This is a genomic window from Actinomadura livida, from assembly GCF_014648675.1.
Lineage (GTDB): Bacteria > Actinomycetota > Actinomycetes > Streptosporangiales > Streptosporangiaceae > Spirillospora > Spirillospora livida.
In genome coordinates, this window is the sequence record NZ_BMRO01000006.1 from 321,146 (window position 1) to 344,174 (window position 23,029).

Consider the following 23,029-nt stretch of genomic DNA (forward strand, 5'->3'; position numbering starts at 1 on the left):
GCAAGCAGCGATTTGCGTCGTTGCCTACGGTGAAAGCACTCGTTCTCAGGCAGCGAATCGGCCTCTCATTGCTTCGATCTGCGCATCGGGCAGACACCTTCCCCGAACTCGGGGCCGGGTTCGAGATATCAACGAGCACCGCCTGGAGGTATGGGACTCGAATTTCGCTTCGGAGATATCGTGCGCCCAGTCGATAATTCGGACCCCAGAAGGCTATTTTTCCAAGGTTTCCCTTGATGGCCACTTGCTACGAGCGGCGATCGTCCGGCTACCGGACGGCCATGGGGGCGAGACCGAGGTCGGCGAGTACGGCCGCTCCGCGGAGGGCGTGCTCGCCGCCCGCCAGGATCCTGGTCCGGGCCGACTGGTAGCGGCAACCGGCGGCGTCGAACGCGTCCGTCGTGGCGAGCAGCCGCGTCGGGTCGTCCTCCAGTAGTGCCTCGGCCCGTTCAACGATGGCGCCGGCGACGGGATTGCCGGTGGTGAGCTCGCGGGCGTCGGCCAGGCGGTGGCGGGCGTCGGGGCTTCCCGCGAGCACGGCGGCCTCCGCGCGCAACGCCACGTACCAGTGGTGCCAGATCCAGGTGACCCACCTCCACACCTCGCCGGATTCGGGCGCCATCCGCTCCAGCGCTTCGGACACCTGTCCGTTGTGGAGCAGCGGCATCACGTCGAAGACCGCGCCGTAGCCGTGGACCCGGTTCGGGGACGCGCCGAACTGCTCCAGAATCGTGTTCCACTCGTGCCGGGCGTCCTGGTCGTCGCGGAGGCCGTGGACCATCGCGACGGCGGTCACCGCCGGTTCGAGGTCCGGCCAGGCCGGGCTGCCGCTGCGCCGCCACGAGTCCAGGAACCGGACGGCGCCGGTGAGCACGTCGCCGACGTCGCCCGCCAGCGCATCGGCGACCAGCTGCCAGCTCGTCGCGCGGTGCCCCACTTCGGCCAGCGACGGGTGGTCGGCGAGCCGACTCGCCCAACGGCGGGCGCCGGGCAGGTCTCCGACGCCGATACCGGTCTGGGCCGCCTCGCCGAGCGCCTGGACGAGCTCGTGGGTGACAGCGGGCGTGGTCGGCGCGGACGACAGAAGGTGGACGCGGCGCCGGGCCGTGGCCGCGGTGGCGAACGCGTCGCCGGCCCAGCTCTGGACGGCGGCGAGCGCGTCGAGCGCGGCGGACTCGGCGGGTGGGTCGCCGGTGCGGTGGGCGAGTTCGACCGCGCGTTCGGCACGCGCGAGCGTCTCCGTCACGACGTCGTCGTACGGGTCCTGGTCGGCGCCGAACGCGTCGGCGGCCGACGCGACCTCGGCCAGCGCGACGGCCGCCAGTGCGGCGGGGTCGTCGCCTGCGTCCTCCCGCGCCTCAGTGATGAGCGCGAGCGCCCGGTCCGGGGACGGCGTCCGGACGAACGTACCCGAGAACCGGTACACGGTGGTCGCGGCGGTCGCCAGGTCGGCGGCGGCGCGAGTGGCGGCGCCACACCGGCGGGCGTGGGCCGCGGCGGCCCGGTGCAGGCGGTACATGTCGTCGCCGTGCATGCGGCACCCGGCGACGGCGGCGGCATTCCGGAGCATCGCCGCGGCGGCGGCCGCGTCGCCGGCGAGCGCGGCGGCCTGCTCGTACCGCTGCTGTGACTCACCGACCAGATTGCGGGTGAAGGCGAGCTCCGCCATGTGCCGCGCGAGGTCGAACGCGTCCGCGCGGTGTTCCGGCTCGTCGGCCGCCCACGCCAGGGCAGCGCGGAGGTCGTCGGCGACGGCGTCGAACCGGGGCCGCCAGTCCGTTCCGGCGACCGCGAGGCCGGTGGCCGCGGCCAGGCACCAGCGAAGGTGCCGGGTGCGGACATCGGCCAGCTCACCGGCCTCGGTGAGCCGCTCGGCCCCGTACTGGCGGATGGTCTCCAGCGCCCGGTACTCGGTCGCGCTCGACGACGCCCGCACGACCAGCAGGCTCTGTTCCGCCAGGCGGGCCAGCCCGTCGGCGATGACGCCCTCCTCGGCCCCGGCCACCTCCGCCGCCGCCGTGGCGGTGAACGGCGCGACGAACACCGACACCCGCCGAAGGAGGTTCCGGTCGGCCGGCTCCAGCAGTGTGTGGCTCCAGTCCACCGCCGCCCGCACCGAACGGTGCCGGTCGTCGGCGCGGGACCCGCCGGTGAGCGTCCGCAGCGGTTGGGACAGGGCCGCGGTGAGGCCGTCCAGCCCGAGCGTCGGGTACCGGGCGGCGGCCAGCTCGATCGCCAGCGCCATGCCGTCCAGCCGCTCGCAGATCGAGCGGATGTGGTCGTGCAGGGGAGGATCCAACGGCCAGCCGATCGCCGTCGCCCGTTCCTTGAACAGCGCGACCGCGTCCGACTCACCGTCGTCGGACAGCGACAGCGGCGGGACCTGGTACACCCGCTCGAACGGCACCATCAGCCGGGCCCGGCTCGTCACCAGCACCGTCACCCCGGGGCACGCCGCGAGCAGCCGCTCGACGAACAGCGCCACGCCGTCCCGCACCTGCTCGCAGTTGTCCAGCACGAGCAGCGCATGCCGGTCGGCCAGCGCCACGGCCACCGACTCGGTCATACCACGGCCGGGCTGCTCGCCGAGACCGAGGGCGCCGGCGACCGCGTCCGCGACCATCCCCGGATCGTTGACCGGCACGAGATCGACGAACCACACCCCGTCCGCGAAAACGCCGGCCGCGTCCGCCGCCACCGCCAGCGCGAGCCGGGTCTTGCCCACGCCGCCGGGCCCCACCGCGGACACCTGCCGGTGCTTACCGATCATCTCGGTCAGCTCGGCCCGCTCGCTCGCCCGGCCGACGAACGAGGTCAGCGGAGCCGGCAGGACGGGCACGGCGTGCGACGGACCGACGGCGCGGCGGCTCGCGGCGGCCCGCACGGCGAGCGCCCGCCGGTCTGGGACGTCCAGCTTCCGCAGCAGCGCGGAGACATGGCTTTCGGCCGTGCGGACCGAGATGAACAGCCGCGCCGCGATCTCGGCGTTGCTGAGATGCTCCCCGACCAGCTCCAACACCTCGGCTTCACGGGGAGAGACATCCACACTCGCGGTCACTGTCCCATTCTGTCGCAGGCCATCCGTGCACGGTCCGTGCCCGCGCTCCGTAGCCGCTTCCGTAGTCGCTACGGATGTGGCCAGGGTGAGCCTGGAGCGAGGCTATGAGCAGTTGAACGACGGGCCGATGCGGCCCCCACCGACTCCAGGAGCGACCATGAGTGGATCTCCCGTCCAGGGAATCAGAACCGTGCTGCACCCGGTGAGCGACCTGGCGAAGGCCAAGGCGGTGTACGCGGCCCTGCTCGGCGAGGCGCCGCAGACCGACTCGTCCCACTACGTCGGGTTTGAGGTCGGAGGCCAGCACATCGGGCTGGTCCCGGCCGGCGGCCCCCAGGACATGACCTCGCCGGTGGCCTACTGGCACGTGCCGGACATCGACGCGAAGGTCGCCGAACTGACCGCCGCCGGCGCGACCGTCAAGGAGGCCGCGCACGACGTCGGCGGCGGACGGCTGGTCGCCGCCGTCACCGACCCGGACGGCAACGTCCTCGGGCTGATCCAGGACCGCTGAGCACAACCGCCGAACCACCTCACCAGAAGGAATCACCATGACCTCGTTCGAATCCATCACCCTGGAAGTCGCCAACCCCACGGCCGCGGAGACCTTCTATGCCATCTTCGGTCTCGCGCCCTATGTGAACGTCCGCCCCTCGGACGAGCCGACCACCGGCTTCCGCGGCTTCGCGCTGTCGCTCGTCGCGTCCCAGCCCGGCAACGTCGACGCCCTCATCGCCGCCGCGCTCGACGCCGGCGCCACGACGCTGAAGCCCGCCACGAAGTCGTTCTGGGGCTACGGCGGCGTCATCCAGACCCCGGACGGGACGATCTGCAAGGTCGCGTCCTCAAAGAAGAAGGACTCCGCGCCCGCCGCCCCCAAGTTCGACCAGATCACGCTGCTGCTAGGCGTAGCGGACGTCAAGGCGAGCAAGCGGTTCTATGTCGACCGCGGCCTGGCCGTCGCCAAGAGCTTCGGCGGCAAGTACGCCGAGTTCGACACCCCATCGTCCACCGTCACACTGGCGCTCTACCCGCGCCGCGCCCTCGCCAAGGACACCGGCGTCGACCAGGAGGGCACCGGCTCGCACCGACTCGTGCTGGTCGGCGGCAACGAGCCCATCACCGACCCGGACGGTTTTGCCTGGGAACCCACGCCCGCCCGAAGCCGGCCCTGAGAAGGACGAGCGGGCGACGAACCATGAGCGGCCCACGGCCACTCCCCCGCCGCCCGTGGTCTGTCGGGATCGGGATCCGGGCCGAAGATCGAAGAAGTCAATTGCACGACAGAAGCTCCCTTTAGATGGCTGTGAAGCGGACGGGGTCGGTGAGGGCGGTCAGGGCGGCGTCCAGGTCGGCGAGGCGGGCGGCGAGGGTGGCGGTGGCGAGGCGGGTGGGGAGGGCCTCGTTGAACTTGAGGCCGCGCAGGGCGCGTTCGTCAATGTCGGGGAGGCAGAGCCGGTCGGCGGCGTCGGCGGTTCCGGCCCTCCACAGGTCGCGGGTGAGGTCGGGGCGTAGGCGTACCCACTCGTCCTCGAACCGCTGCTTCTCGTCGGTCAGGCCGGAGAGGGTTGCGGTGAGGACGGCGTTGGCCTTGTAGCCGGCCCAGTTCCACCAGCGGACGTCGTCGCCGTCGCGGGTGATGACGGTGCCGCCGGGATGCACGGTGGAGGTGGCGGCATCCCGGGTCTTCGCGATGTAGCGGGCGGCCCGTTCGGTCATGGCGACGGGCGGGTCGGTGCCGAGGAGGACGTCCCGGCAGGCGCGGGTGAGGGCGAAACTGGAGCCGGTGAACGCAGTTCCGTACCAGCGGGCCTTCCCGGGACGGTCGGACGGTTCGACGTAGCAGCGGCGGCGTTTCCAGTCGACCCAGGTGACCTGCCAGCTGCGCCCCGCCAGGAGCAGGACGCGGGGGCCTTCGACGCGTTCGGTCAGGAGCATCGGGTCGGTCCGGCCGATCTCCTGGCGGCCGGACAGGACGGTGAACTCCGGTGGCGCGGTGAAGACGGCGGTCATGTCCATGAAGTGGCGGCGGCCGAACTTCTCCTCGGCGGCGGGGCCGATGAACAGGTACTCGCCGTCCTGCTCGACGTATCCGTGTTGGACGAGGTGGCGGACGATCGGCTCGGCGCTGCGGTCGAACGGCGCCAGGCCGTTCCAGTGTTCGGCCCACAGGCGGTTCCCGACCTTGTGCTCTTGCAGGCAGAGGGCGAGGAACTGCTGGGCGACGATGTGACGCGGTTCCGGGGGCGCCTGCACCGGTTCGACGTATCCGCGGCTCCACAGCAGCGTCAGGGCGGCCGCTGAGAGTAGGGAGTCCTGGTTGAGGGCCAGGAAGAGGCAGTTGCGCGTGGTGCCCGGTCGTCGTCCGGTGCGGCCGAGGCGTTGCAGGAACGCGGCAACCGTGGGCGGGGCGTTGATCTGGATGACGCGGTCGAGGTCGCCGACGTCGATGCCGAGTTCGAGGGTGCTGGTCGAAACGATGACGCAGTCGCGGGCGTCGGCGAACGCCTCCTCGGCGCGGCGCCGCTCGTCGAGTGAGAGGGAGGCGTGCGACAGGAAGGTGGTGACGCCGCGGGCGTGCAGTGCGGCGCCGAGTTCCTCGACGAGCTGGCGGGAGTCGCAGAAGACGAGGCGTTTCTCGCCTCGGTGGAGGGCGGCGATGACGGTGGCGGCGTTCGGGACGGAGCCGACGTAGTCAAGTTCGACGACGTTGTCCTGGACGCTCGCGGTTTCTGGGGCGACTACTCGTGCCGGTCCGCGGTTGGTGCCCTGGAGCCATGCCAGGAGTTCGGCCGGGTTGCCGACCGTGGCCGACAGCCCGATGCGCTGGATGGGACGCCCCGCCAGGCGCGTCAGGCGCTCCAGGACGGCGAGGAGGTGCCATCCGCGGTCGTCGCCGGCGAAGGCGTGGACCTCGTCGACGACGATCGCGCGAAGGTCGGCGAAGAGCCGGTGCTGGTCGACCTTCACGCTGAGCAGCATCGCCTCCAGCGATTCGGGGGTGGTGAGAAGGATGTCCGGGGGGTCGGTGAGGATGCGGCGGCGGGCCGGCGCGGGGACGTCGCCATGCCAGAGGGCGGCACGGCGGCCGACCCAGCCCGCGTAGGTCTCCAGGCGCGGCAGCAGGTTGTTGAGGAGGGCCTTCAACGGGCACACGTACAGCACCGAAAGGCCGGACCAGCCGCCGCCGTCCATGGCCGACAGCAGCGGGAACGCCGCGGCCTCGGTCTTGCCGCCCGCGGTGGGGGCGAGCAGGACGGCGTCGTCGCCGTCGAGAACCGGCCCGATGGCGTGTTCCTGCAGGGGCCGCAGCGACCGCCAGCCGAGGGTGTTGACGATGTGGTGCGTCAGCGCCGGTGAGAGCCGGTCGGCGGGCGCGGTCACGGCAGGTCCAGGGGCACGTCCCCGGCGGCATTGCGTTCGGTCTCGGTCAGTTCCGTCGCAGAGACGGTGAGGGCGTAGTCGCGGCGCGGTTCGAAGTCGGGGAACTCCGCGACGCGGTCGAGGACGTCGGCGACGAGCTTGCGCAGGAAGACGCGGGGCGCCACGCCGACCTTGCCGCCGAGGCCGCCGGTGACGGCGGCGGCGAGGTCGGCGATGTAGGCGTCGTCGACGCGGGCGGTGATCTCGGTGCTCCCGGCGGCGTACAGGTCGCGGACGCCCCGTCCCAGTTCCTCCAGTTTGGGCAGGTCGAAGCCAGTGAGGCGGAGCTGCACGGCGCGCGGCGAGTCGAACCGGGCGTCGGTGGTGAAGTCGGTCGCGAGACGCTGCGCAAGCGGCGCGAGCCGCTGGACGCCCTGGCGGCCGTCGAAGAACGCCGGGGTGCCGGTAATGACAAGGAACAGTCCGGGGAACCGGCCGCCGTCGATCTCGTCCAGCAGTTGCCGCAGCGCGTTCAGCCCTTTCTCGCGGACGTCGCTCCGCACACGCTGCAACGTCTCGATTTCGTCGAGGACGACCAGGAGCCCGGGGTGGCCGCAGTCGCGCAGCACGGTGAGCAGCCCTTGGAGGAAGCCGAGCGCGCCGTAGTGGTCGAGGTCGCCGCGGACGCCGGCGACGTGCCGCACCGCCGCGGCGGCCACCGACTTCTGCCCGCCGAGCCAGGCGATCAGCGCCTCGGCGGTGGCGGTGTCGCCGCTTTCGGACGCCTTGCGGTAGCCGCGCAGCGCGGCGGCGAACGCGGGTGTGGTGCGGGCGACGGCGGCGAGGCGCTGCTCCATCAGGGCGTCGACGGCGCGGGCGAGCCCTTCGGCGTCGTCCTCGGCGGCCTGACCGGCGTCGAGAACTTCCTCTTCAAGGGTGTAGAACCACAGGTCGATGACCGGACGCAGCGCCCCGGCGGGGTGGCTGGCTGTAGTGAGCCGCTCGGTGAGGCGCCGGTAGACGGTTTCGAGCCGGTGCAGCGGCGTCTCGGTCTCGGAGATCTGGATCTCGGCGACGGCCAGCCCCGCGCGTTTGGCGCGCTCGCCCAGCCAGCGGGCGAAGAACGTCTTACCGGAGCCGTACTCGCCGCGGATGGCGCGGAACGCCGAGCCGCCCTTGCCGACGGCGGCGATGTCCTCGTCCAGCGCGCCCGCGAACCGGTCCAGGCCGACGGCGAACAGGTCGAGCCCGGCGCGCGGGACGGTGCCGCGCCGCAGCGCGTCGATGACCTCCCGGCGGCGGACGGCGCTGACCTGTGCCCGGGTTCCAGGGGCCCGTGCGTCCTCTGCCCGTGCATCCGTTGCCCGTGCGTCCGTCACTCGTCGTCCACCCCGAACTGTTCGCGCAGCAGTGCCGTCTCCAGTGTGACGGTGGCGCCGGAGTCGATCAGCCCGAGGACGGGGTAGCCCTCGACGTTGAGCAGGCGTTGCAGGGCGGTGATGAACAGGTCGGCGTTGCGCGGGGCCCGTCCCCCGGCCGCGGCCGCGGCGGCCCCGACGGCGGCGGACGACAGGCGGCCCCCGGCGTCGGCGAGGGCGTCGATGACCGCGGCGACCTGCCGGCCGTCGGGGGCCTTGCGCAGGTACTTGCGCTGGCCCGCGTACACGGGCGAGCGGGTGACGCGGGTTCCGAGGGTGTCGGGCACGGCGGGGGCCGCCGGGGCGGGAGCGGACTCCCCCACAGTGAAGAGCGCTTCCTTCTGCGTCGGCGCGGTGCGCGGCCCCGGTCGCGGGGCGGCCCGCGCGGGAGGCTCGGGCGCCGCGGTCTCGGGCTCGTCCCGCCCCGTCCACCACCGGGGGACGGTCTGCTCCGGCGGCAGGATCGACCAGCCCTTGGGCACCAGGTCGGCGGACGGGACGAAGACGAGCACGGGAACGGTCATTTCGGCGAGGCTCGCGCCGCCGTGGTAGCCGGCCTTGCGCGGGGTGTACCGGATGTCCTCGTGCCAGGGGACGACGACCCGGCCGCCGCCCTCCAGCACCCGGGGCCCGGCCAGTTCGATCTCGCCGTCGCCCGGCTCGCCGGTCCGCCAGCGCGCCGACCCGGCATCGGGCGCCGGTGCCGGTTCCCTTCCGCCGCGTTCGAGGACGTGCCCATGGTCGGAGACGAGCACGACGGGACGCTTGTAGTCGCGGGCGGCGTTCAGCAGGTCGGTCAGGAAGGTGATGTCGGACGTCCGCCATCCCGTCCGGTCGCCTTCCCGGTCGTGGTCGAGGGCGTCGTCGATGGTGTTGAGGACGGCGCCGACGACGGCGTCGCCCGCCAGCGCGTCGAGCAGCGGCTGGGCGAGCCGCTGTCCAGGGCCGCCCGCGATGGCGGCCTTGTGGAACAGCGCGGCCTCCCTGCGGCGGCGTTTCCAGAAGTCGGCGAAGCCCGCGCTCTCGGCGGTCTGCCCACCGGACGTCGCGGCCCCGCAGAGCAGGGACGCGCGGCTCACCCGCGTCACCGACGGGATCATCGAGACGGCGCCGCGCCGCGCTCCGGGCACGGCGGTGATCTCCAGCCATCGCCCGCCGCGGGCGAGTTCCTCGCCGAGTTGCGCGGCGACGGAGGCGCTCATGCCGTCGAGGACGAGCACGAGCGGCGCCGCCTCGCGGGCCAGCGGCAGCACGATCTTCTCCAGCACCGATTCCACGAGGAGCGCTCCGCCGGGGGCTTCGGCGGCCGCGGCGGCGGCCCAGTCTTTGAGCCGGGCGGCGAACGCCTCGTCGAGCGACGCCCGGCGCCGCACCGCGCTCTCGTAGGTGTCCCGGTAGGCGCGGCCGAGTACGGGATCGTTGCCCGGGTCGCCGCCCCACAGCACGGTGAGCGCCCGGTCGACCCATCCCCCGTCGCGCATCTGCCCGGCCACACCGGCGGCCACGGAGCCGACGTCCGCGGGGCCGGGCGCGTCGAGCCACCGGCGCAGGCGGGCGGCCATCACCGCGACGCCGCAGCGGTCGGCGAACAGGTCGGCCAGCCGGTGGTCCAGGACGGCGTTCAGCGCCTCGCCCGCGGCCCGCGGCGATTCGGTGAGCGCGGAGGCGAAGGCGCGCAGCCGCCCGTCCAGTCCGGACGGCAGGAAGGGATGCTCCGCCGCGGCCTGCCCGAGCCCCGCGGCGCGGGCGAGGTCGTCGGCGCGGTCGAGCACCGCCATGACCCGCTCGCGCGCGGCCTCGTGCCCGCGCCGTTCGGACCCGGCTTCGCCGATCCAGCGGGCGAGGGTGCCCTGGACGGCGGACGCGAACGCCCGCAGGTCGGCGGTGTCGTGGGTGACGCCGGCGAAGAGGCCGCCGATCGCGAGCGCCGCGTCGGGCGTCCGCGCCGCGTCGGTGAGGACGGAGGCCACGACGCCGAGGGCCATCGCGTCCTCGCCCCTGCCCGACTCGACGAGCGCGAGCAGGACGGCGGCGGCGTCCCCGACGTATCGCCGCAGCCACGCGGTGATGCCCGCCCGCTCGTCGGCCGCCAGTTCGGCGAAGCGCAGGGCCGCGCCCGGAACGCGGGACCAGGCGAGCAGCGAGTCGACGTCCAGGTCGCGGTATCCGGAGGCGTCCCCGCCGCCGGGCAGTGCACCGGACGGCTCAAGCCGCGCCCCGACCAGTGCGCGGACGGCGGTGTCCCGGGTCAGCACCGATCCCCCGCTGCGCCGCCAGGGCTCCCCCGCGGGGTGGACGCGCCAGCCGTCGGCAGGTTCGGCGTCCAGCAGCGCGTCGATCAGCCAGGGTTCCTGGCGGATGCGCGGGTCGAGGTCGGCGGCGCCGAACCGCTGCTTGACGATCTCCGCGCGGTCGACGCTGAGCGCCCGGCGGCCGAGTGCGTGGGCCCGCAGGTCGGCGCCGAGCTGGTGGTCGTCGACCCCGGTGGTGATGACGAGGATGGCGTCGGAGCCGTCGCCCGTCCCGGCCGTGTGGCGCTCCCACGCGTCGACGATGCCGAGGACGGACGTCTGGTCGCTCACCCGGACGCGGCGCTGCCGCTCCCCGAACCGGATGCCGAACTCGGCGGGCGCGCCGTCCCGGTACCGGCCGTGGACGACGACGAGCCGGGCGGTGTCTCCGGCGCCGCGCCTGGGCAGTTCGATGTCGAGCAGCGCCTCCAGCACCCGCCGGTCGATCAGGGGGGGCGTGCTCACTCGCCGGTCCCCGCGCCGGTGCCGTCGGCGGGCCGCCAGGCGATGTCGACGGGCACGCCCGGGTTGGCCTCGGCGAACGCCCGGATCTCAGCGGCGATGCCCGCGACGGCCTGTTCGAGGGTCTGTTCGAGCCGGGCCGGTTCGATGCGGCGGCGCCCGTGGTCGCGGACGCCGGCATCGGATCCGGACGAGACGGCCGGGTCGCCGTGGTCGGTCAGGCTGACCTGGCCCGCACCCCCGCCTGCGCCTGCGCCCTCGCCTGCGCCCGCACCCGGCTCGCCCGTCGGACCGGGTGGCTGGGGATCGACGATCGGCCGGCGGGTCGCCTCGGTGAGCAGTGCGACGGCCTGTTCGCTCGCCGCCTCCAGCACGGGCGGAAGGCTCTGGACGAACTCGTCGGCCCGCGCGGCCTCGGCGAGGTCCCGGACGAGCCGTTCGGCCCGCCCGCTGATGGAGTCGCCGCCTCCGGCGAACCCGGCGACGCCTTCCAGCACGTTCCACTGGACCGCGCCGAGGGCGCGGAGCACGGCCGGGGCGGAGACCAGCGCGGATCCGAGCACCTGGTCGGTGACGTCGTAGTCGGCGTCCGCGAGCGCCTGGACGAGGGGGGTGTTCTGGTCGCGGACGGCCGACAGCCGGGCCAGCAGGTCGGCGGCGTGCCGGGCGGTGCGGCGCCGCGGCGTGCCGGGGTCCTCGATGCCGAGGACCGTGGCGTGGGCCTCCAGGGCCCTGCGCACGTCGTTGACGGGCGCCTCCAGGTCCCGCGTCTGCTCCCGGATCTGCTCGGCCAGGTTGCGGACGTTGCGCCCGGACAGGGTCTCGGGGACGTGGACGCCGAAGACGGCGGCGGCACGCGACCGCGCCGCGGCGTACTGCTGCTCGGACGGTTTCGGCTGGTCCCGCAGGGCCCAGCCGCTCCCGACCGCCTCCAGGCCGGGGAACTGCTCGGGCCTGCCCCCGTTGAGCACCCAGTCGCGGTCGGCGAGGAGCGCGTAGACGGCGATGATGAGGCTGGAGACGGGCTTGTCGAGGCCGGTCCAGCCGTACTCGGCGATCCACTGGCGGATGTCCTCGACGGGGTAGTCGCCGCCGGCCCGGCCGTTGCGGACGGCGAGCTGGTCGATCCGCCGCCGCCATTCGAGGGACACGTTGAGCGGCCCGTCGTGGACCTCGCCGAGTTCCAGGGGGTGCACGATCCGCTTGAGCAGGCCGAGCTTGTCGCGGTCGACGACGGTGCGGCCGGAGCGGTCCTCCATCGCCTTGGTGATCCAGGCGAGGACGGTCTTGAGCTCCCCGATGGTGACGGCCTTGCGCGTGTGCGTCAGGTCGAGGTCGGGGTGCTTGGGGTAGATGCGGGAGTACAGGCCGTCGGCCAGCGCCAGCACGTTGTACTCGAACCCGGCGCCGCCCTGGAGCCGCGGCCGGTCGTGGCCGGGCCGCAGCGACAGGATGTGCTGCCCGTCGTGGACCTCGGCGGAAACGTTGCCGTCGTCGCCGCTGGAGATGCCGTAGAGCTGCTGCAGCAGGGCGGTGAGCTGCGATGCGAGGTTGTCGGCCTGGGCCTGCAGCTGGTGGCGGACGCGGATGCGCTGGTCGGAGGCCAGATGCGAGGCGTAGTCGTCGAGCCGGTCGCGTTCCAGCAGGTACCGGATCTTCAGCAGCCGCCCGAGCTGGGCGGCCTTCTGCGTGGACAGGTGGTCGGGCAGCCAGACGAGCGTGTCGGCCTCGAAGCCGCCGCGGCGCAGCTCGTCGACCCGCCCGACGTCGTCGTTCGGGTACTTGCCCTGCACGTCGAAGGGGTAGTCCACGACGAACCGGATGCGCCCCTCCACCGACGGCCTGAACTGGTCGTCGGGCAGGGCGGCGGGGTCGCGGACGTTCTCGAAGACGAACTCGACCGTGCGCCTGCTGCCCCGCCACACGATGTCGCGTTCGGAGACGAACGCGCCGGTGTCGGCGACGCCGAGCAGCTCCCACAGCCGGTTCTTCACCCAGATGCGGCGGGCGCCCAGGTTGTCCTGCTCGCCGACCTGCTCCAGCAGCGGCTCGACGTCCAGGTCGGACAGGTGCAGGGTGAACACCGGGTCGCGGTCGCCGTCGGCGCGGATCTCGCCGAACCCGGCGGCGATCAACTCGCGCAGCCGGTTGCCGACGACGCTGCCGGGCGTGCTCAGCCGCGACTGGATGGAGCCCTGGTTGAGGGCGGCGAGCCGCGCGCCGGTGAGCCGGCTGAGCGCGGACACGTCGGGCGCCAGCGCGGACAGGATCAGCGTCTTGACGATCCTTTCGTCGGCGCGGAAGTCCTTGTGGTCCTCGGAGCCGTACTTCTCCCGCAGGTGCGCGCGGACCTTGGCGTGGAAGTGCCGGGCGGTGTCGGCCTCCTGCTTGAGGTGGTCGGTGAACGCCTCGCCGACGTCGTGACCGAGGACGTCCCACAGGTCTCCGAGCGGGATGAGGTCGCCGAGCCGCAGGTCGTCGCGCCGCCGCGACAGCATCGTGTTGAGCAGTTTCAGGCCGGTGCGTTCCCGCTGCAGCGCCCCCGACAGGGCGACGAGCACGTTCAGCAGCGCCGGCGACAGCGGGTAGACGTCACGGAAGTCGTTCCAGTCGGCCTGGGTGGCGCCGTGCGCGTCCAGCAGCGCGTCCTTGACGGCCGCGTTGTAGGACTCGACCTTCGCGAACGCCTCGTCCAGGGCGGTCTCCATGCCCGCCTTCGGGCGCAGGATCCGCTTCTTGATGATCTCGGGGAGGTTGCGGTCCTCCAGGTTGACGACCTTGAACCGCCCGGCGAGGTACTGCACCGCCGCCTCGAGGTTCTTGACGTCGGCGCCGACGACGTCCTCGCCGACGAGCTGGGACAGGTTCCGCTGCCGGGAGATGAACGACACGATCGGCACCGGGCGGTCGCTGTCCCCGGACTCGATCAGCTTGACCAGCTTGCTGACCTCGTTGTTCACCTTCTCCTGGTTGGACATGTGCGCCTGGAGCCACAGGATCAGCTCGTCCAGGAAAAGGATCAGCCCGGTGTAGCCGTGCTGGCGGGCGTGCCGGCTCATCACCGCCAGGCCGTTCTCCAGTGGCAGGTAGGTCTCGGCCGCACCGCGCGCGCCGTAGGCGTAGGTGGAGAACGGGCCGTCGAGCAGCGCCGACTCCAGGGCGGTGCGCAGCGGGTCGCCGGGCGGCGCGTCGAACGCGCGGTCGAGGTCGCCGCTGCTCCATGAGGGACCGGACGCGCCGCCCAGGTCGAGGTTGGGCAGGTCGTCGTCGGGGTCCGCCGGGGCGGGCGCGGAGCCGCCGAGCCATTGGGCGAACCTGGCGTCCTCGGCGAGGAAGCCGCGCTGTCTGCGCGCGTCCCGCAGCATGGCGTCGGACCGGTGGACGGGCGGGCTGGGCAGGCCGAGCCGCCGCGCCTCAGCCGCGTAGCCGCCGAGGAGCGCCGAGTCCAGGTCGGTGACGCCCACCAGGTGGAACGGCACCATCATGAACTTCTGGTCGCGCAGCCAGTCGTCGTGCTCGGCGACGAGCTCCTGGAACTCCTCCTTGCGCCGCGCCGCCGGGTGGTTCTCCAGCAGCGCGTGCAGCACGGTCATGAAGTGGCTCTTACCGGAGCCGAACGACCCGTGCAGGTAGGCGGCGTTCGACGTGCCGGACCGCACCGACGCCTTCACCAGGTTCAGCGACTCGCGGAACGCCTGCCGGAGCTGCTCGGTGACGACGTACTCGTCGATGCGCTGCTCGGCCTCGTCGAACCCGCCGGTGAGCTCGACCTTGTAGTCGCCGGCGAGGACCTCTTCGGGGATGTCCAGGACGTCCCGCAGGTACCGTTCCGCCGCCCGCTCCGCCACCCGTCGACTCCCCTCGCCACACCTGCGCGCACACCCCTGCCGCGGCCCCAAAGATAGTGCCGCGCGGGGCTCGTCGGCGCGGCCTCGACCGCATTCGAGGGCCGCGCCCTGCGCCTCCGGCCACGCCTGACCGAAGCCGGACATGATCCGTGACCGCGCGGCCCGCGCGCGGACTGCCGCAACGCGTGCCCGGGCACCGGCTGAACCGAGGAGAACAAGACCCCGGGTTCCTGCACCCGCCGGTCGCCTCTCGTTGTCAACGCCTGCGGCGCTGTGGTCGGGTATCGGGGTGGACGTCGACCAGTTCTTCAACTTCGGGCCGAGTGCGCCCTTCGAGACGCGGCAGGTCTTCACGGACCGGGAAGAGCAGATACAGGCGTTGCGGCAGCGGTTCGCCGAGCACGGCGAGCGGTCGCTCGCGGTCGAGGACCTGCTGGACTTCCAGCGCCCGGCGTCCAACGTCGTCTCAGTCGTCGGTGAGGGCGGCATCGGGAAGTCGACGCTGGCGCGGCACGCCGCGGACCTGGCGGTGGCGGGCGAGCTGCCCGGCCTCCCGCAGCGCGGCGCGCGGACGGTACTCGACTTCGCCGACGCGGCCAATTCGAGCTTCGAGGCCGTGCTGCTGCGGGTGCGGGCGGCGCTGGGGCCGCTGGCGAAGGCGTGGCCCGCGTTCGACGTGGCGCTGGCGGTCTACTGGGAGCGCAAGCACCCGGGCGAGGACTTGGCGGCGTTCCTGAAGCGGGGCAGCGCGACCGGTCAATCGGGGATGGCCGATCAGGTCAGCGGGACGGTCGATCAGCTCCTCGGCGGTTTCGGCGCGGTGTCGGTGGCGTACCGGGCGCTGAACCTGCTGGGCAGGACGACCGCGCAGAAGGCGCGGCTGAAGCGGCTGCGCGGCGAACTGCCCGCGCTCGACCCGATCCTCGATGAGGACGACCCGGATCGGATGATCGGCTACATGCCCGTGCTGCTGGCCGCCGATCTGGAGCGGGCGCGGCGGAAACGGCCGGCGCTGGCCCTGTGCGTGCTGGACACGCTGGAGAACGTCCAGTCGCTGCCCGCCGAGCGCGGCGGGCTTGAGGACCTGGTGTCGCGGCTGGTGTACCTGATGCCGAACGTGGTGTTCGTCGCGGCCAGCAGACTGCCCCTCAGGTGGCACGACCCGGTCAGGGCCGCCTCGCTGACGTACGGCGGGCAGCGGCGCTGGCCGGGGCTGAGCGGAGCGGATCAGCTCGGGCTCGACGGGTTCGACCGCGCCTCGGCCGAGTCCTATCTGACCGGACGGCTGACGATGGACGGACGCCCGGCGATCACGCCGGAGATCCGGGAGCGGATCGTCGCGGGCTCCGGCGGGTCGCCGCTCTACCTCGACCTGTCCGCCGGGCTGTTCGGGCAGTACCTCGCGCGGGGCCAGGCGCCGCCCGCCGAGGTGTTCGGCCTGGGATTCCCCGAACTGGTGCTGCGGACCATGCGGGACCTGTCCGCCGAGGACCGGGACCTGCTGCGGGCGGCGGCGCTGCTGGAGGCGTTCGACGAGGAGACTCTGCGCGCGGTGCTGCCGGGCATCCGGCGCCGCCAGGTCGAGGCGTTCGTGCAGCGCCCGTTCGTCCGGCGGGACGAGACGGTCTGGCCCGCGTTCCGGCTCCACGAGAACCTGCGGCGCAGCGTGACCGAGTGCGATGCCCACACTGTCGACGGCTGGACGGACGCGGAGCGGACGGAGAACGCCGAACTGGCGGTCGGGCACCTCACGCGGGCCGCCCTGGAGGTGTGGGACGAGGGCGACGACCACGAGCTGCCGCTGGGGGTGCGGAGCCGCCGGTGCGTGGCGGCGCTGCTGCTCGTCCTGCGGGCCGCCCACGAGCACCGCCTGCTGCCCCCGGCCTTGGGCGACATGGCCTACAGCCTCAGTGTGCTCGGGCACTGGCAGGTCCTCGCGTCGCTGCCCGAGCTGCCCGGTTCCCCTCGGCTGGCCGAGTTGACGGCGGTCGCGCGGCTGGCCGCGCGCGGGGAGATGAACGTCGAGGACCGCTTCCACCGGATGCGGGACCTGGTGGGCGAGCCGGCCGGCCCGTTCGCCGACTACTACCGGCACGAGCTGGCCACCGGCGCCCACCTCATCGGCAGGCTGGCCGAAGCGGGCGAGTACGTGTCCGCGATCACTCCCGACGGCTCGCTGATCGGTGTGAGCGCGCGGTTCGGCTTCGCCGACAACGCGATTCGCCGCAGCGACTACCAGGCGGTCGCACGGCTGATGACGGGGGCGTCCGGCTCGGGCCCGAACAAGGCGCGTGTGGCCGACATGCTCGGCCACATCTCCCTGCACAACGCGCGCTTCGACGAGGCGGCCGGGCTGTTCGAGTCGGCGCTGGAGGAGGCTCGGAAGACTAATGCGCCGCTGTGGGAGGCGCGGGCGCTGCGGCATCTGCTGCTCGCGCTGATGTGGCGCGACCCGCGGCGCACCCTGTCCCTGGTCTCGCGGGCCCGTGACCTCAACACGTCCGTGGGCGAGTTCATCGGGGTCGCCCAGTGCGACATGGCCGAGGCCGTCGCGCGTGCGTTCAGGGGCGAGCGGCGGCGGGCGGACGAGCTGCTCCGGGCCGCCGAGCGGCGATTCGGGGAGCTCGGGGCGACGCGGGAGCTGATGCCCGTGGAGGTGCTGCGGGTCCTGCTGCTCGCGGCCGGCGGGCGGACGGCGGAGGCCGCCGACGTCGCCGGGAAGCTGAGCGAGGGGTGCCTGCCCGTCTGGGTTCCGATCACCCGGCTGTGGGCGGGGCTCGAGTCCGATTTCACCGGCATCCCGTGGCTCGACGACCCGGACACCGCGCGCCGGCGGTGGCGCGAACAGCTCAGCCGGTTGCGGGCGCCCGCGTGCGGGCGGCTCGACGTCGGCGACCGGCTGGCGCTGATCCAGACGGGGCCGGTGCCCGGTGAGCAGGTCGACCTGGCGGTCCGGGCCGGGCTGGCGAGTCCCGCTTTCAACGGCCGGGACGGGCACGTCCTCGACGACGGTGTCGTCTTCGGCCCCCGGACGGTCGTGAAGGTGCGGCGGCGGCTGCACGAACGGCTGGAGACGGCCGTGAACTTCGACGAGCTGCGGGCCGCGGTGGGCGTCCGGGCTCCTCGCCTGCTGGACTTCGGAACCGCCGGGGACGCCTGGTGGACCGTCCTGGAGCGTCTTCCCGGCCGCGCGGCGGACCGCCCGACGCCCGGACGGCAGCGGGAACTGGGCCGGCAGCTGCGGCTGTGGCATTCGGCGGCGCCGGGCGGCGGGCTCCGGCTGGACGCGCCCGGCGGGCTGGGCGTGCTGCTCGGGTCGGCGCGCGGGGTCGCCCCGCACGCCTACGAGGCCGTCGCGGAGCTGTTCGGCGCCGCGTGCGAGGGGATGCCCCTGACCGCGATCCATGGGGACGTGGCGGTCGGGCACAACGCGCTGTTCGACGGGGACGCCCTCACCGGCGTCCTCGATCCGGGGGCGACCGAGGCCGGGCCGCCGATGCTCGACCTGGCGTGGGCGCTGGCCATCGACATGCCCCGCGGCGCGGAGCCGGGGCCGCTGATCGAGGGCTACGGCGCGGAGGCCGTCGACCGGGAGGCGCTCGACGCCCTGCTGCCGCTGATGGTCCTGCGCCGATTCTTCGACGTCCCGGCCCTCGGCCTCGACGAGAGCGACGGCGCCTGGATCATCGCATGGCTCCGCGACCACCACCCCGGTCTCCTCCCGCTGACCCGGTGAGACCAGCCCGGACCGCGCAGGCGTAGGGGATGTAGTTGTCCAGGACGTTGGCGGGGACGGCGAGGCGTTCGCGGAGTCGGGGCTCGTCGTCGCGGACGTAGAAGCGGTTGAGGCCGTCGAAGAGGGCCAGTCCGTATCCGGACGCGAGGACGGCGGGTTCCCATTCGTGGTGGCTGGGACGCGGGGTCAGCGGGACCGTCGCCTCGACGACGATCGCGCGCGGCCGCCATTCCCGCAGGTCGGCCGAGCGGAGGACGGCGGCCTCCGCGCCTTCCACATCGACCTTGAGCAGGTCGAAGCCGGGCGCGGCGTGCGAGCGCAGGACCGTCTCCAGCGCGACGACCTCGACCTGGAGTTCCTCGTGGCGCCACCCGTCGGCGAGGTGGGCGTCCAGAACGTTCCTGCGCAGGGTGCTCAGCCCGCCGCCGCCGGTCTTGCCCGGTCCGGGGACGATCCGGAAGAACGCCGCCCGGCCCGGGGCGTCGCCCACGGCGAGACACAGGGTCGTGTTGTGCGGGCGGGCCGCGAGAAGACGGGCGTGGCGTTCCGGGAGCGGCTCGATGTTCACACCGTGCCAGCCGAGGCGGTCGACGAGGTTCTTGGTGAGCGAGCCGCTGACGGGCTCCCCCGCACCGACGTCCACGAAGAAGCCGCCCCGGCGGTCGGCGAAAGCGCGCATCAGCACGACGTCCTCGGCGTTGCCGCCGTAGGCGATCAGGTCGTAGGGCACACCGGACAACATACGAGCGGCAGCGGCCGCCGCACACCGCGTCTCCGGCCCGCCCGGGATCCTGCCCCGGCGCGGCGCCCCGACCGCTCGTCAGCCGCCCTGACGGACGACGCACGACCGCGCGGATGTGCGACTTTCATCGGACGGTGGTGAACCGGGTCCTCCGAGCGGGCGCCGGCCGGCGGAACCCGGCGTCCGCCCATCGCGCGGAACCCGTCGAGCATCACGCTGAAGTCGTCGCGTGTGGACGGGCATCGCGTGTGGATTCAACACCCCCGCACAGGCACCGGCCGCCCCGTGATGGGAGCCCGACGCGCGTCCCGCTCCGGCCCGTCCCGCACCCGTGATCCTCATCGCCGGACACGTGCGGCTCCAGTGGACACAGGACCCGACGCGCGTTCGTGGCTGGCGGTGGGGGTGGCGCGACCGGGGCGGGGGGCAGGCGGAGCCTCGACCACGCTCGCGCCATGCACCGTCCGCCGGGCCCCGTTATGGTCGGTGCGGAACTCGTTGCCGTCCAGAACGCGGCGGGTGGGAAGAAACCACCGGTACTCATCGGGAGAGACGTTCATGCCCCTCGAACCTCGTTTCCGGCGGGTAGCCGCGCTGCACCGTCCGTTCGTGGACAGGGAGGCGGTGATGGCCGCGTTCGCCGAGATCTTAGGAACCCGGCTGGGCTCACCGTGCGTGTTCAACGTGGTCGGGGTCGGCGGCATCGGCAAGTCCCGCCTCTTGCAGGAACTCAAGCAGCGCAGCGCCGAGACGCACCGCACCGCGACGATCGACCTACAGGTGCCCGCGATGCGGCAGCAGGAGGACGCCCTGGCGGTCCTGCGCGTCGAACTCGGCCGCCAGGGGGTGCGTTTCGACCGTTTCGACATCGCCTACGCCGTCCTGTGGCAGCGCCTCCATCCGCACCTGCGGCTGTCCAGCAAGGAACTCCCGTTCGTGGACGAGAGCGAAGCACTTTCCCAGATCCTCGACGGCGCGGCCGGCGTCCCCGTGTTCGGCACCGGCGTGGGTCTGCTGCGCCTGCTCGGCAAGGCCACGAGCGGGAGGAGGCAGCGGCAGCGGATCAAGTCCGACGACACGCTCAGGCAGCTGGACGACCTCACCAACGCCGAACTCGCCGACGCCGTCACCTACCTTTTCGCCGAGGATCTGCGGGACGGCTCCGACCGGCCCTACATCATCTTCGTGGACGCCTATGAGGCGCTCGTCCCCGCCCCGGCGCCGTCGGGCCGCGCGTTGACCCAGGACGTCTGGCTCCGCGACCTGATCGCCCAGCTCGATAGGGGTTTGGTCGTCATGGCCAGCCGCGAACCCCTCTCCTGGGCGGCACACGACCCCGCCTGGACCGAGGCGATCCACCACCAGCGCGTGGACGGCCTGCCGATGCCGGCCCGGCTGGAACTGCTGGCGGACGGCGGCATCACCGACCACATCGCACGCCAGGCGATCGCGACCGCCAGCCAGGGCCTGCCCTTCTACCTTCACCTGGCCGTGGACACCCGCACGACGGCCAGGCAGGCGGCGGCGGTCTCCTCCGAGGAGATCCTGCAACGCTTCCTGGCCCACGTCTCCCCCGATGAGATCCGCACGCTCGAACTGCTGAGCGTCGCCCGGATCTTCGACTATGAGATCTTCCAGGCCGTCGCGGACGCCTTCGACCTGCCCCGGCACCGGGTGGCCTGGGAGTCGCTGACCGCCTACTCGTTCGTCTACCCGGCCGGCGCCCATGGCCGCCGCCTTCACCAGCTCATGCGCGCCGCATTGCACGCCAGGCTGTCCCAGGACACCGTCCGGGACGTCCATGCCTCGCTCCGGCACGTCTGGGACTCCCGCGCCGACGGCGACCACACGGCCGAGGACGGCGTCGCCACCCGCGCCCGGGCCGTCCGCGAGGCCGCCTACTGCGGTCTGCACGCGGGCGACCTCGACGGCGCGGGCATCCTCGCGTATGCGGACCAGGCCATGTCACACGGCGGCAAGCAAGGCGTCGACGGCGTAACGCAGGACCTGCGCGACTTCCTGGACGCGGGTTCCGGCGACCCGGACCTCGCCCAGACGGCACTCTGCCTGGAGGCGGAGTCGGCCGTCCTTCTCGGGGACGCAGAGGCCGCCATACGGCTCACCCCGTCCATCGACTGGCCGCTGGATTGCGCGCCGGGCGCGCGCCTCGCCCTGGCGGGCGCGCACGGCCGCCGCATCGCCGGTGCGACCGGTGAGGCGCAGCGCCTCTTCCGTCAGGTGTGGGATCACCACTCCGGTCCTGTCCGCCTGCGGGCGGGTTTCTGCATGGCGGACCTCGACATGTGCCAGGGCCGGTTCGGGGACGCGCTGTCCATCACCCAGCAGATACTCGCCGACGCCCCGGACGACGACCTGGTGCTGCGCGGCGACGTGGTCCGCCTCCAGCATCTCGGATACCGGTTCGGGTTCGACCTCGACGCGTCCGCCCGGTCCTTGGAGGTGGCCGCCGAGCTCTACGCGCGGGCGGGCGCCATCATCGGCCAGGCCGACGTCAAGACCAACCGGGCCGAGCTGCTCGCCTGGACCGACCCGTCCCGCGCTCTCGATGCCGCCGCCGACGCCATCGACGCGCAGACCGAACTCGGCGCCCACCACGAGATAGGCAAGGCGTTCACCGCTCTGGCCATTGCGCAATTCCGGCTCGGGCAGCACGTCCCGGCGGCCGTGTCCTTCCAGGCGGCCGTCGAGGCCCTGGAACGGGCGCACTACCGGTCCGGCCGGGCCCGCGCGGAACTGTTCCGCGCCTTCCTCCACGCGCGCACAGGTGACACCGCCAGCGCCGTGGCGTCCGCCCGCTGGGCCATCGCCGAGCTGGTCGCCGCGGAGGTCTACCCCACCCTGCTCATGGTCGCCGGGCACCTGCTGGACGTCCTCGGCGCGGCCGACGAGCACACCGCGACGGTCACCGACCGGGCCTGCACCCAGATCAGACCGCCTAACCTGCTGCGGTACCTGGACGAGCAGGCGCACGCGCTCGTAACGGCCATGCTGGAGGACGGGTGAACTGGCGGGACCTGTACGAGCGCGCTCGGGCGCACGGCGACTCCGCGGCCGGGTACTACAACGACAACATCCGGGTCGACACCCCCGAGGGGCCGGTCATCGTCCGGATACCGATCCACGGCGCCGACACGATGGACCTGCGGCCATGGCGCGAAGACCGCGTCCTCGCCGCCATCGCCCCGCACGTGCGGGCCGCCCCGCGGCTGCTCCACACCTCCGCCGACCCGCCTTTCCAGGTCCACGAGTTCATCGCGGGTGACGTCCTCAACGACGTGGCGCCGCGCGGCGTCCCCGTCCCACCCCACGTCCTGGACGACGTCGTGGGGCTGTTCACCCAGCTCACTCGCGTTCCCCGGCTCCCGGACATGCCCGCCTCCTGGCCGGCCGACCAGGACACCACCGCCTTCGCGCGACGCCTGTCCGACCTCACGCAGCGCGTCTACGACACCTTCAGCGCCGACTACGCCGACCTGTTCACCGCCCTGGCGATCCCCACCGACCCGCTCGCACCGGTGGACGACCTGTGGCGTGGCCTCACCCCGCGCCCCTTCACCTGTGTCCACGCCGACGTCCACCGCCGCAACATGATCGTCGGCGACGGCACGACCACGTTCCTCGACTGGGAACTCGCCCTCTGGGGCGACCCCGTCTACGACCTGGCCGTCCACATCCACAAGATGGGCTACCCGCCGGAGGAGACGGACGCACTCATCACCCGCTGGCAGGCGGCCATGCCGCCCGACCACACCACCGGGCGGCGGCGGGACCTGGCCGCCTACCTGACCCACGAACGCATCAAGTCGGCGATCGTCGACTCCGTTCGCTACTTCCAGCTCTTCGCCCGCAACGGCCCCTACCCCTACCCGGAACACCAGCTCGTCGAGTCGCTGACCGCCAAACTGAACGCGGCCCGCCCCTACTGGCACATCCCCGAACCCATCGACGACCGCACCGTCGAAAAGGCCCTGCGCCCCCGCTGAACGTTGGTCGGGACTACGAGAAGGAATCGCGCACCGGTCAGCGTCTCCGTCCCAGGCCGCTGACGGTGAGGGGACCGCTCCGCACAGGCCCCGGGTTTGTCATGGGC

Annotated in this window: 11 protein-coding genes; 5 read left to right on the plus strand and 6 right to left on the minus strand. The window is 72.9% G+C overall.

Going from position 1 to position 23,029, the window contains the following annotated elements; all coding sequences use genetic code 11:
• Window positions 1-268: 268 nt before the first annotated feature.
• Window positions 269-3,058 (minus strand): ATP-binding protein, encoded by a 2,790-nt coding sequence (locus tag IEZ03_RS16620; RefSeq protein ID WP_184883525.1) that lies wholly within the window; start codon window positions 3,056-3,058, stop codon window positions 269-271.
• Window positions 3,059-3,215: 157 nt separating this feature from the next.
• Here IEZ03_RS16620 and IEZ03_RS16625 point away from each other — a divergent pair, with 157 nt between their 5' ends.
• Both IEZ03_RS16625 and IEZ03_RS16630 read left to right on the plus strand, forming a co-directional pair.
• Window positions 3,216-3,572, plus strand: a complete 357-nt coding sequence (locus IEZ03_RS16625) for a VOC family protein (protein ID WP_184883523.1) — start codon at window positions 3,216-3,218, stop codon at window positions 3,570-3,572.
• A 37-nt stretch (window positions 3,573-3,609) separates the two neighbouring features.
• Window positions 3,610-4,233 (plus strand): VOC family protein, encoded by a 624-nt coding sequence (locus IEZ03_RS16630; protein ID WP_131979481.1) that lies wholly within the window; start codon window positions 3,610-3,612, stop codon window positions 4,231-4,233.
• 121 nt (window positions 4,234-4,354) lie between these two features.
• On the opposite strand, the gene IEZ03_RS16635 is transcribed toward IEZ03_RS16630, so the two are convergent.
• Genes IEZ03_RS16635 through IEZ03_RS16650 form a run of 4 tightly spaced genes read right to left on the minus strand, consistent with a single transcriptional unit; the run spans window position 4,355 to window position 14,440 of the window.
• Complete coding sequence (locus tag IEZ03_RS16635; RefSeq protein WP_184883521.1) at window positions 4,355-6,442, minus strand: DEAD/DEAH box helicase; 2,088 nt, start codon at window positions 6,440-6,442, stop codon at window positions 4,355-4,357.
• Window positions 6,439-7,800, minus strand: a complete 1,362-nt coding sequence (gene brxD, locus IEZ03_RS16640; protein ID WP_184883519.1) for a BREX system ATP-binding protein BrxD — start codon at window positions 7,798-7,800, stop codon at window positions 6,439-6,441. The genes IEZ03_RS16635 and brxD overlap by 4 nt, the downstream gene beginning before the upstream one ends.
• Window positions 7,797-10,595, minus strand: coding sequence for a BREX-2 system phosphatase PglZ (pglZ, locus tag IEZ03_RS16645; RefSeq protein ID WP_184883517.1), 2,799 nt, complete (start codon window positions 10,593-10,595; stop codon window positions 7,797-7,799). The genes brxD and pglZ overlap by 4 nt, the downstream gene beginning before the upstream one ends.
• Window positions 10,592-14,440 (minus strand): DUF6079 family protein, encoded by a 3,849-nt coding sequence (locus tag IEZ03_RS16650; RefSeq protein ID WP_184883516.1) that lies wholly within the window; start codon window positions 14,438-14,440, stop codon window positions 10,592-10,594. The genes pglZ and IEZ03_RS16650 overlap by 4 nt, the downstream gene beginning before the upstream one ends.
• A 289-nt stretch (window positions 14,441-14,729) precedes the next feature.
• On the opposite strand from IEZ03_RS16650, the gene IEZ03_RS16655 reads away from it, so the two are divergent.
• Window positions 14,730-18,176, plus strand: coding sequence for a phosphotransferase (locus IEZ03_RS16655; RefSeq protein WP_184883514.1), 3,447 nt, complete (start codon window positions 14,730-14,732; stop codon window positions 18,174-18,176).
• On the opposite strand, the gene IEZ03_RS16660 is transcribed toward IEZ03_RS16655, so the two are convergent.
• Window positions 18,124-18,906 (minus strand): FkbM family methyltransferase, encoded by a 783-nt coding sequence (locus IEZ03_RS16660; RefSeq protein ID WP_184883512.1) that lies wholly within the window; start codon window positions 18,904-18,906, stop codon window positions 18,124-18,126. The genes IEZ03_RS16655 and IEZ03_RS16660 overlap by 53 nt on opposite strands.
• Window positions 18,907-19,527: 621 nt before the next feature.
• Here IEZ03_RS16660 and IEZ03_RS16665 point away from each other — a divergent pair.
• A complete protein-coding gene (locus tag IEZ03_RS16665) occupies window positions 19,528-21,942 on the plus strand; it encodes an aminoglycoside phosphotransferase family protein (protein ID WP_184883509.1) in 2,415 nt (804 codons plus the stop codon).
• Window positions 21,939-22,922, plus strand: coding sequence for a phosphotransferase family protein (locus IEZ03_RS16670; RefSeq protein ID WP_184883507.1), 984 nt, complete (start codon window positions 21,939-21,941; stop codon window positions 22,920-22,922). The genes IEZ03_RS16665 and IEZ03_RS16670 overlap by 4 nt, the downstream gene beginning before the upstream one ends.
• The last annotated feature ends 107 nt before the right edge of the window (window positions 22,923-23,029 follow it).

What these genes read in the sequence shown, in the direction of transcription:
- IEZ03_RS16625 (WP_184883523.1), top strand. Translation starts at nt 3,216, where the DNA reads ATGAGTGGATCTCCCGTCCAGGGAATCAGAACCGTGCTGCACCCGGTG.
- IEZ03_RS16630 (WP_131979481.1), top strand. Translation starts at nt 3,610, where the DNA reads ATGACCTCGTTCGAATCCATCACCCTGGAAGTCGCCAACCCCACGGCC.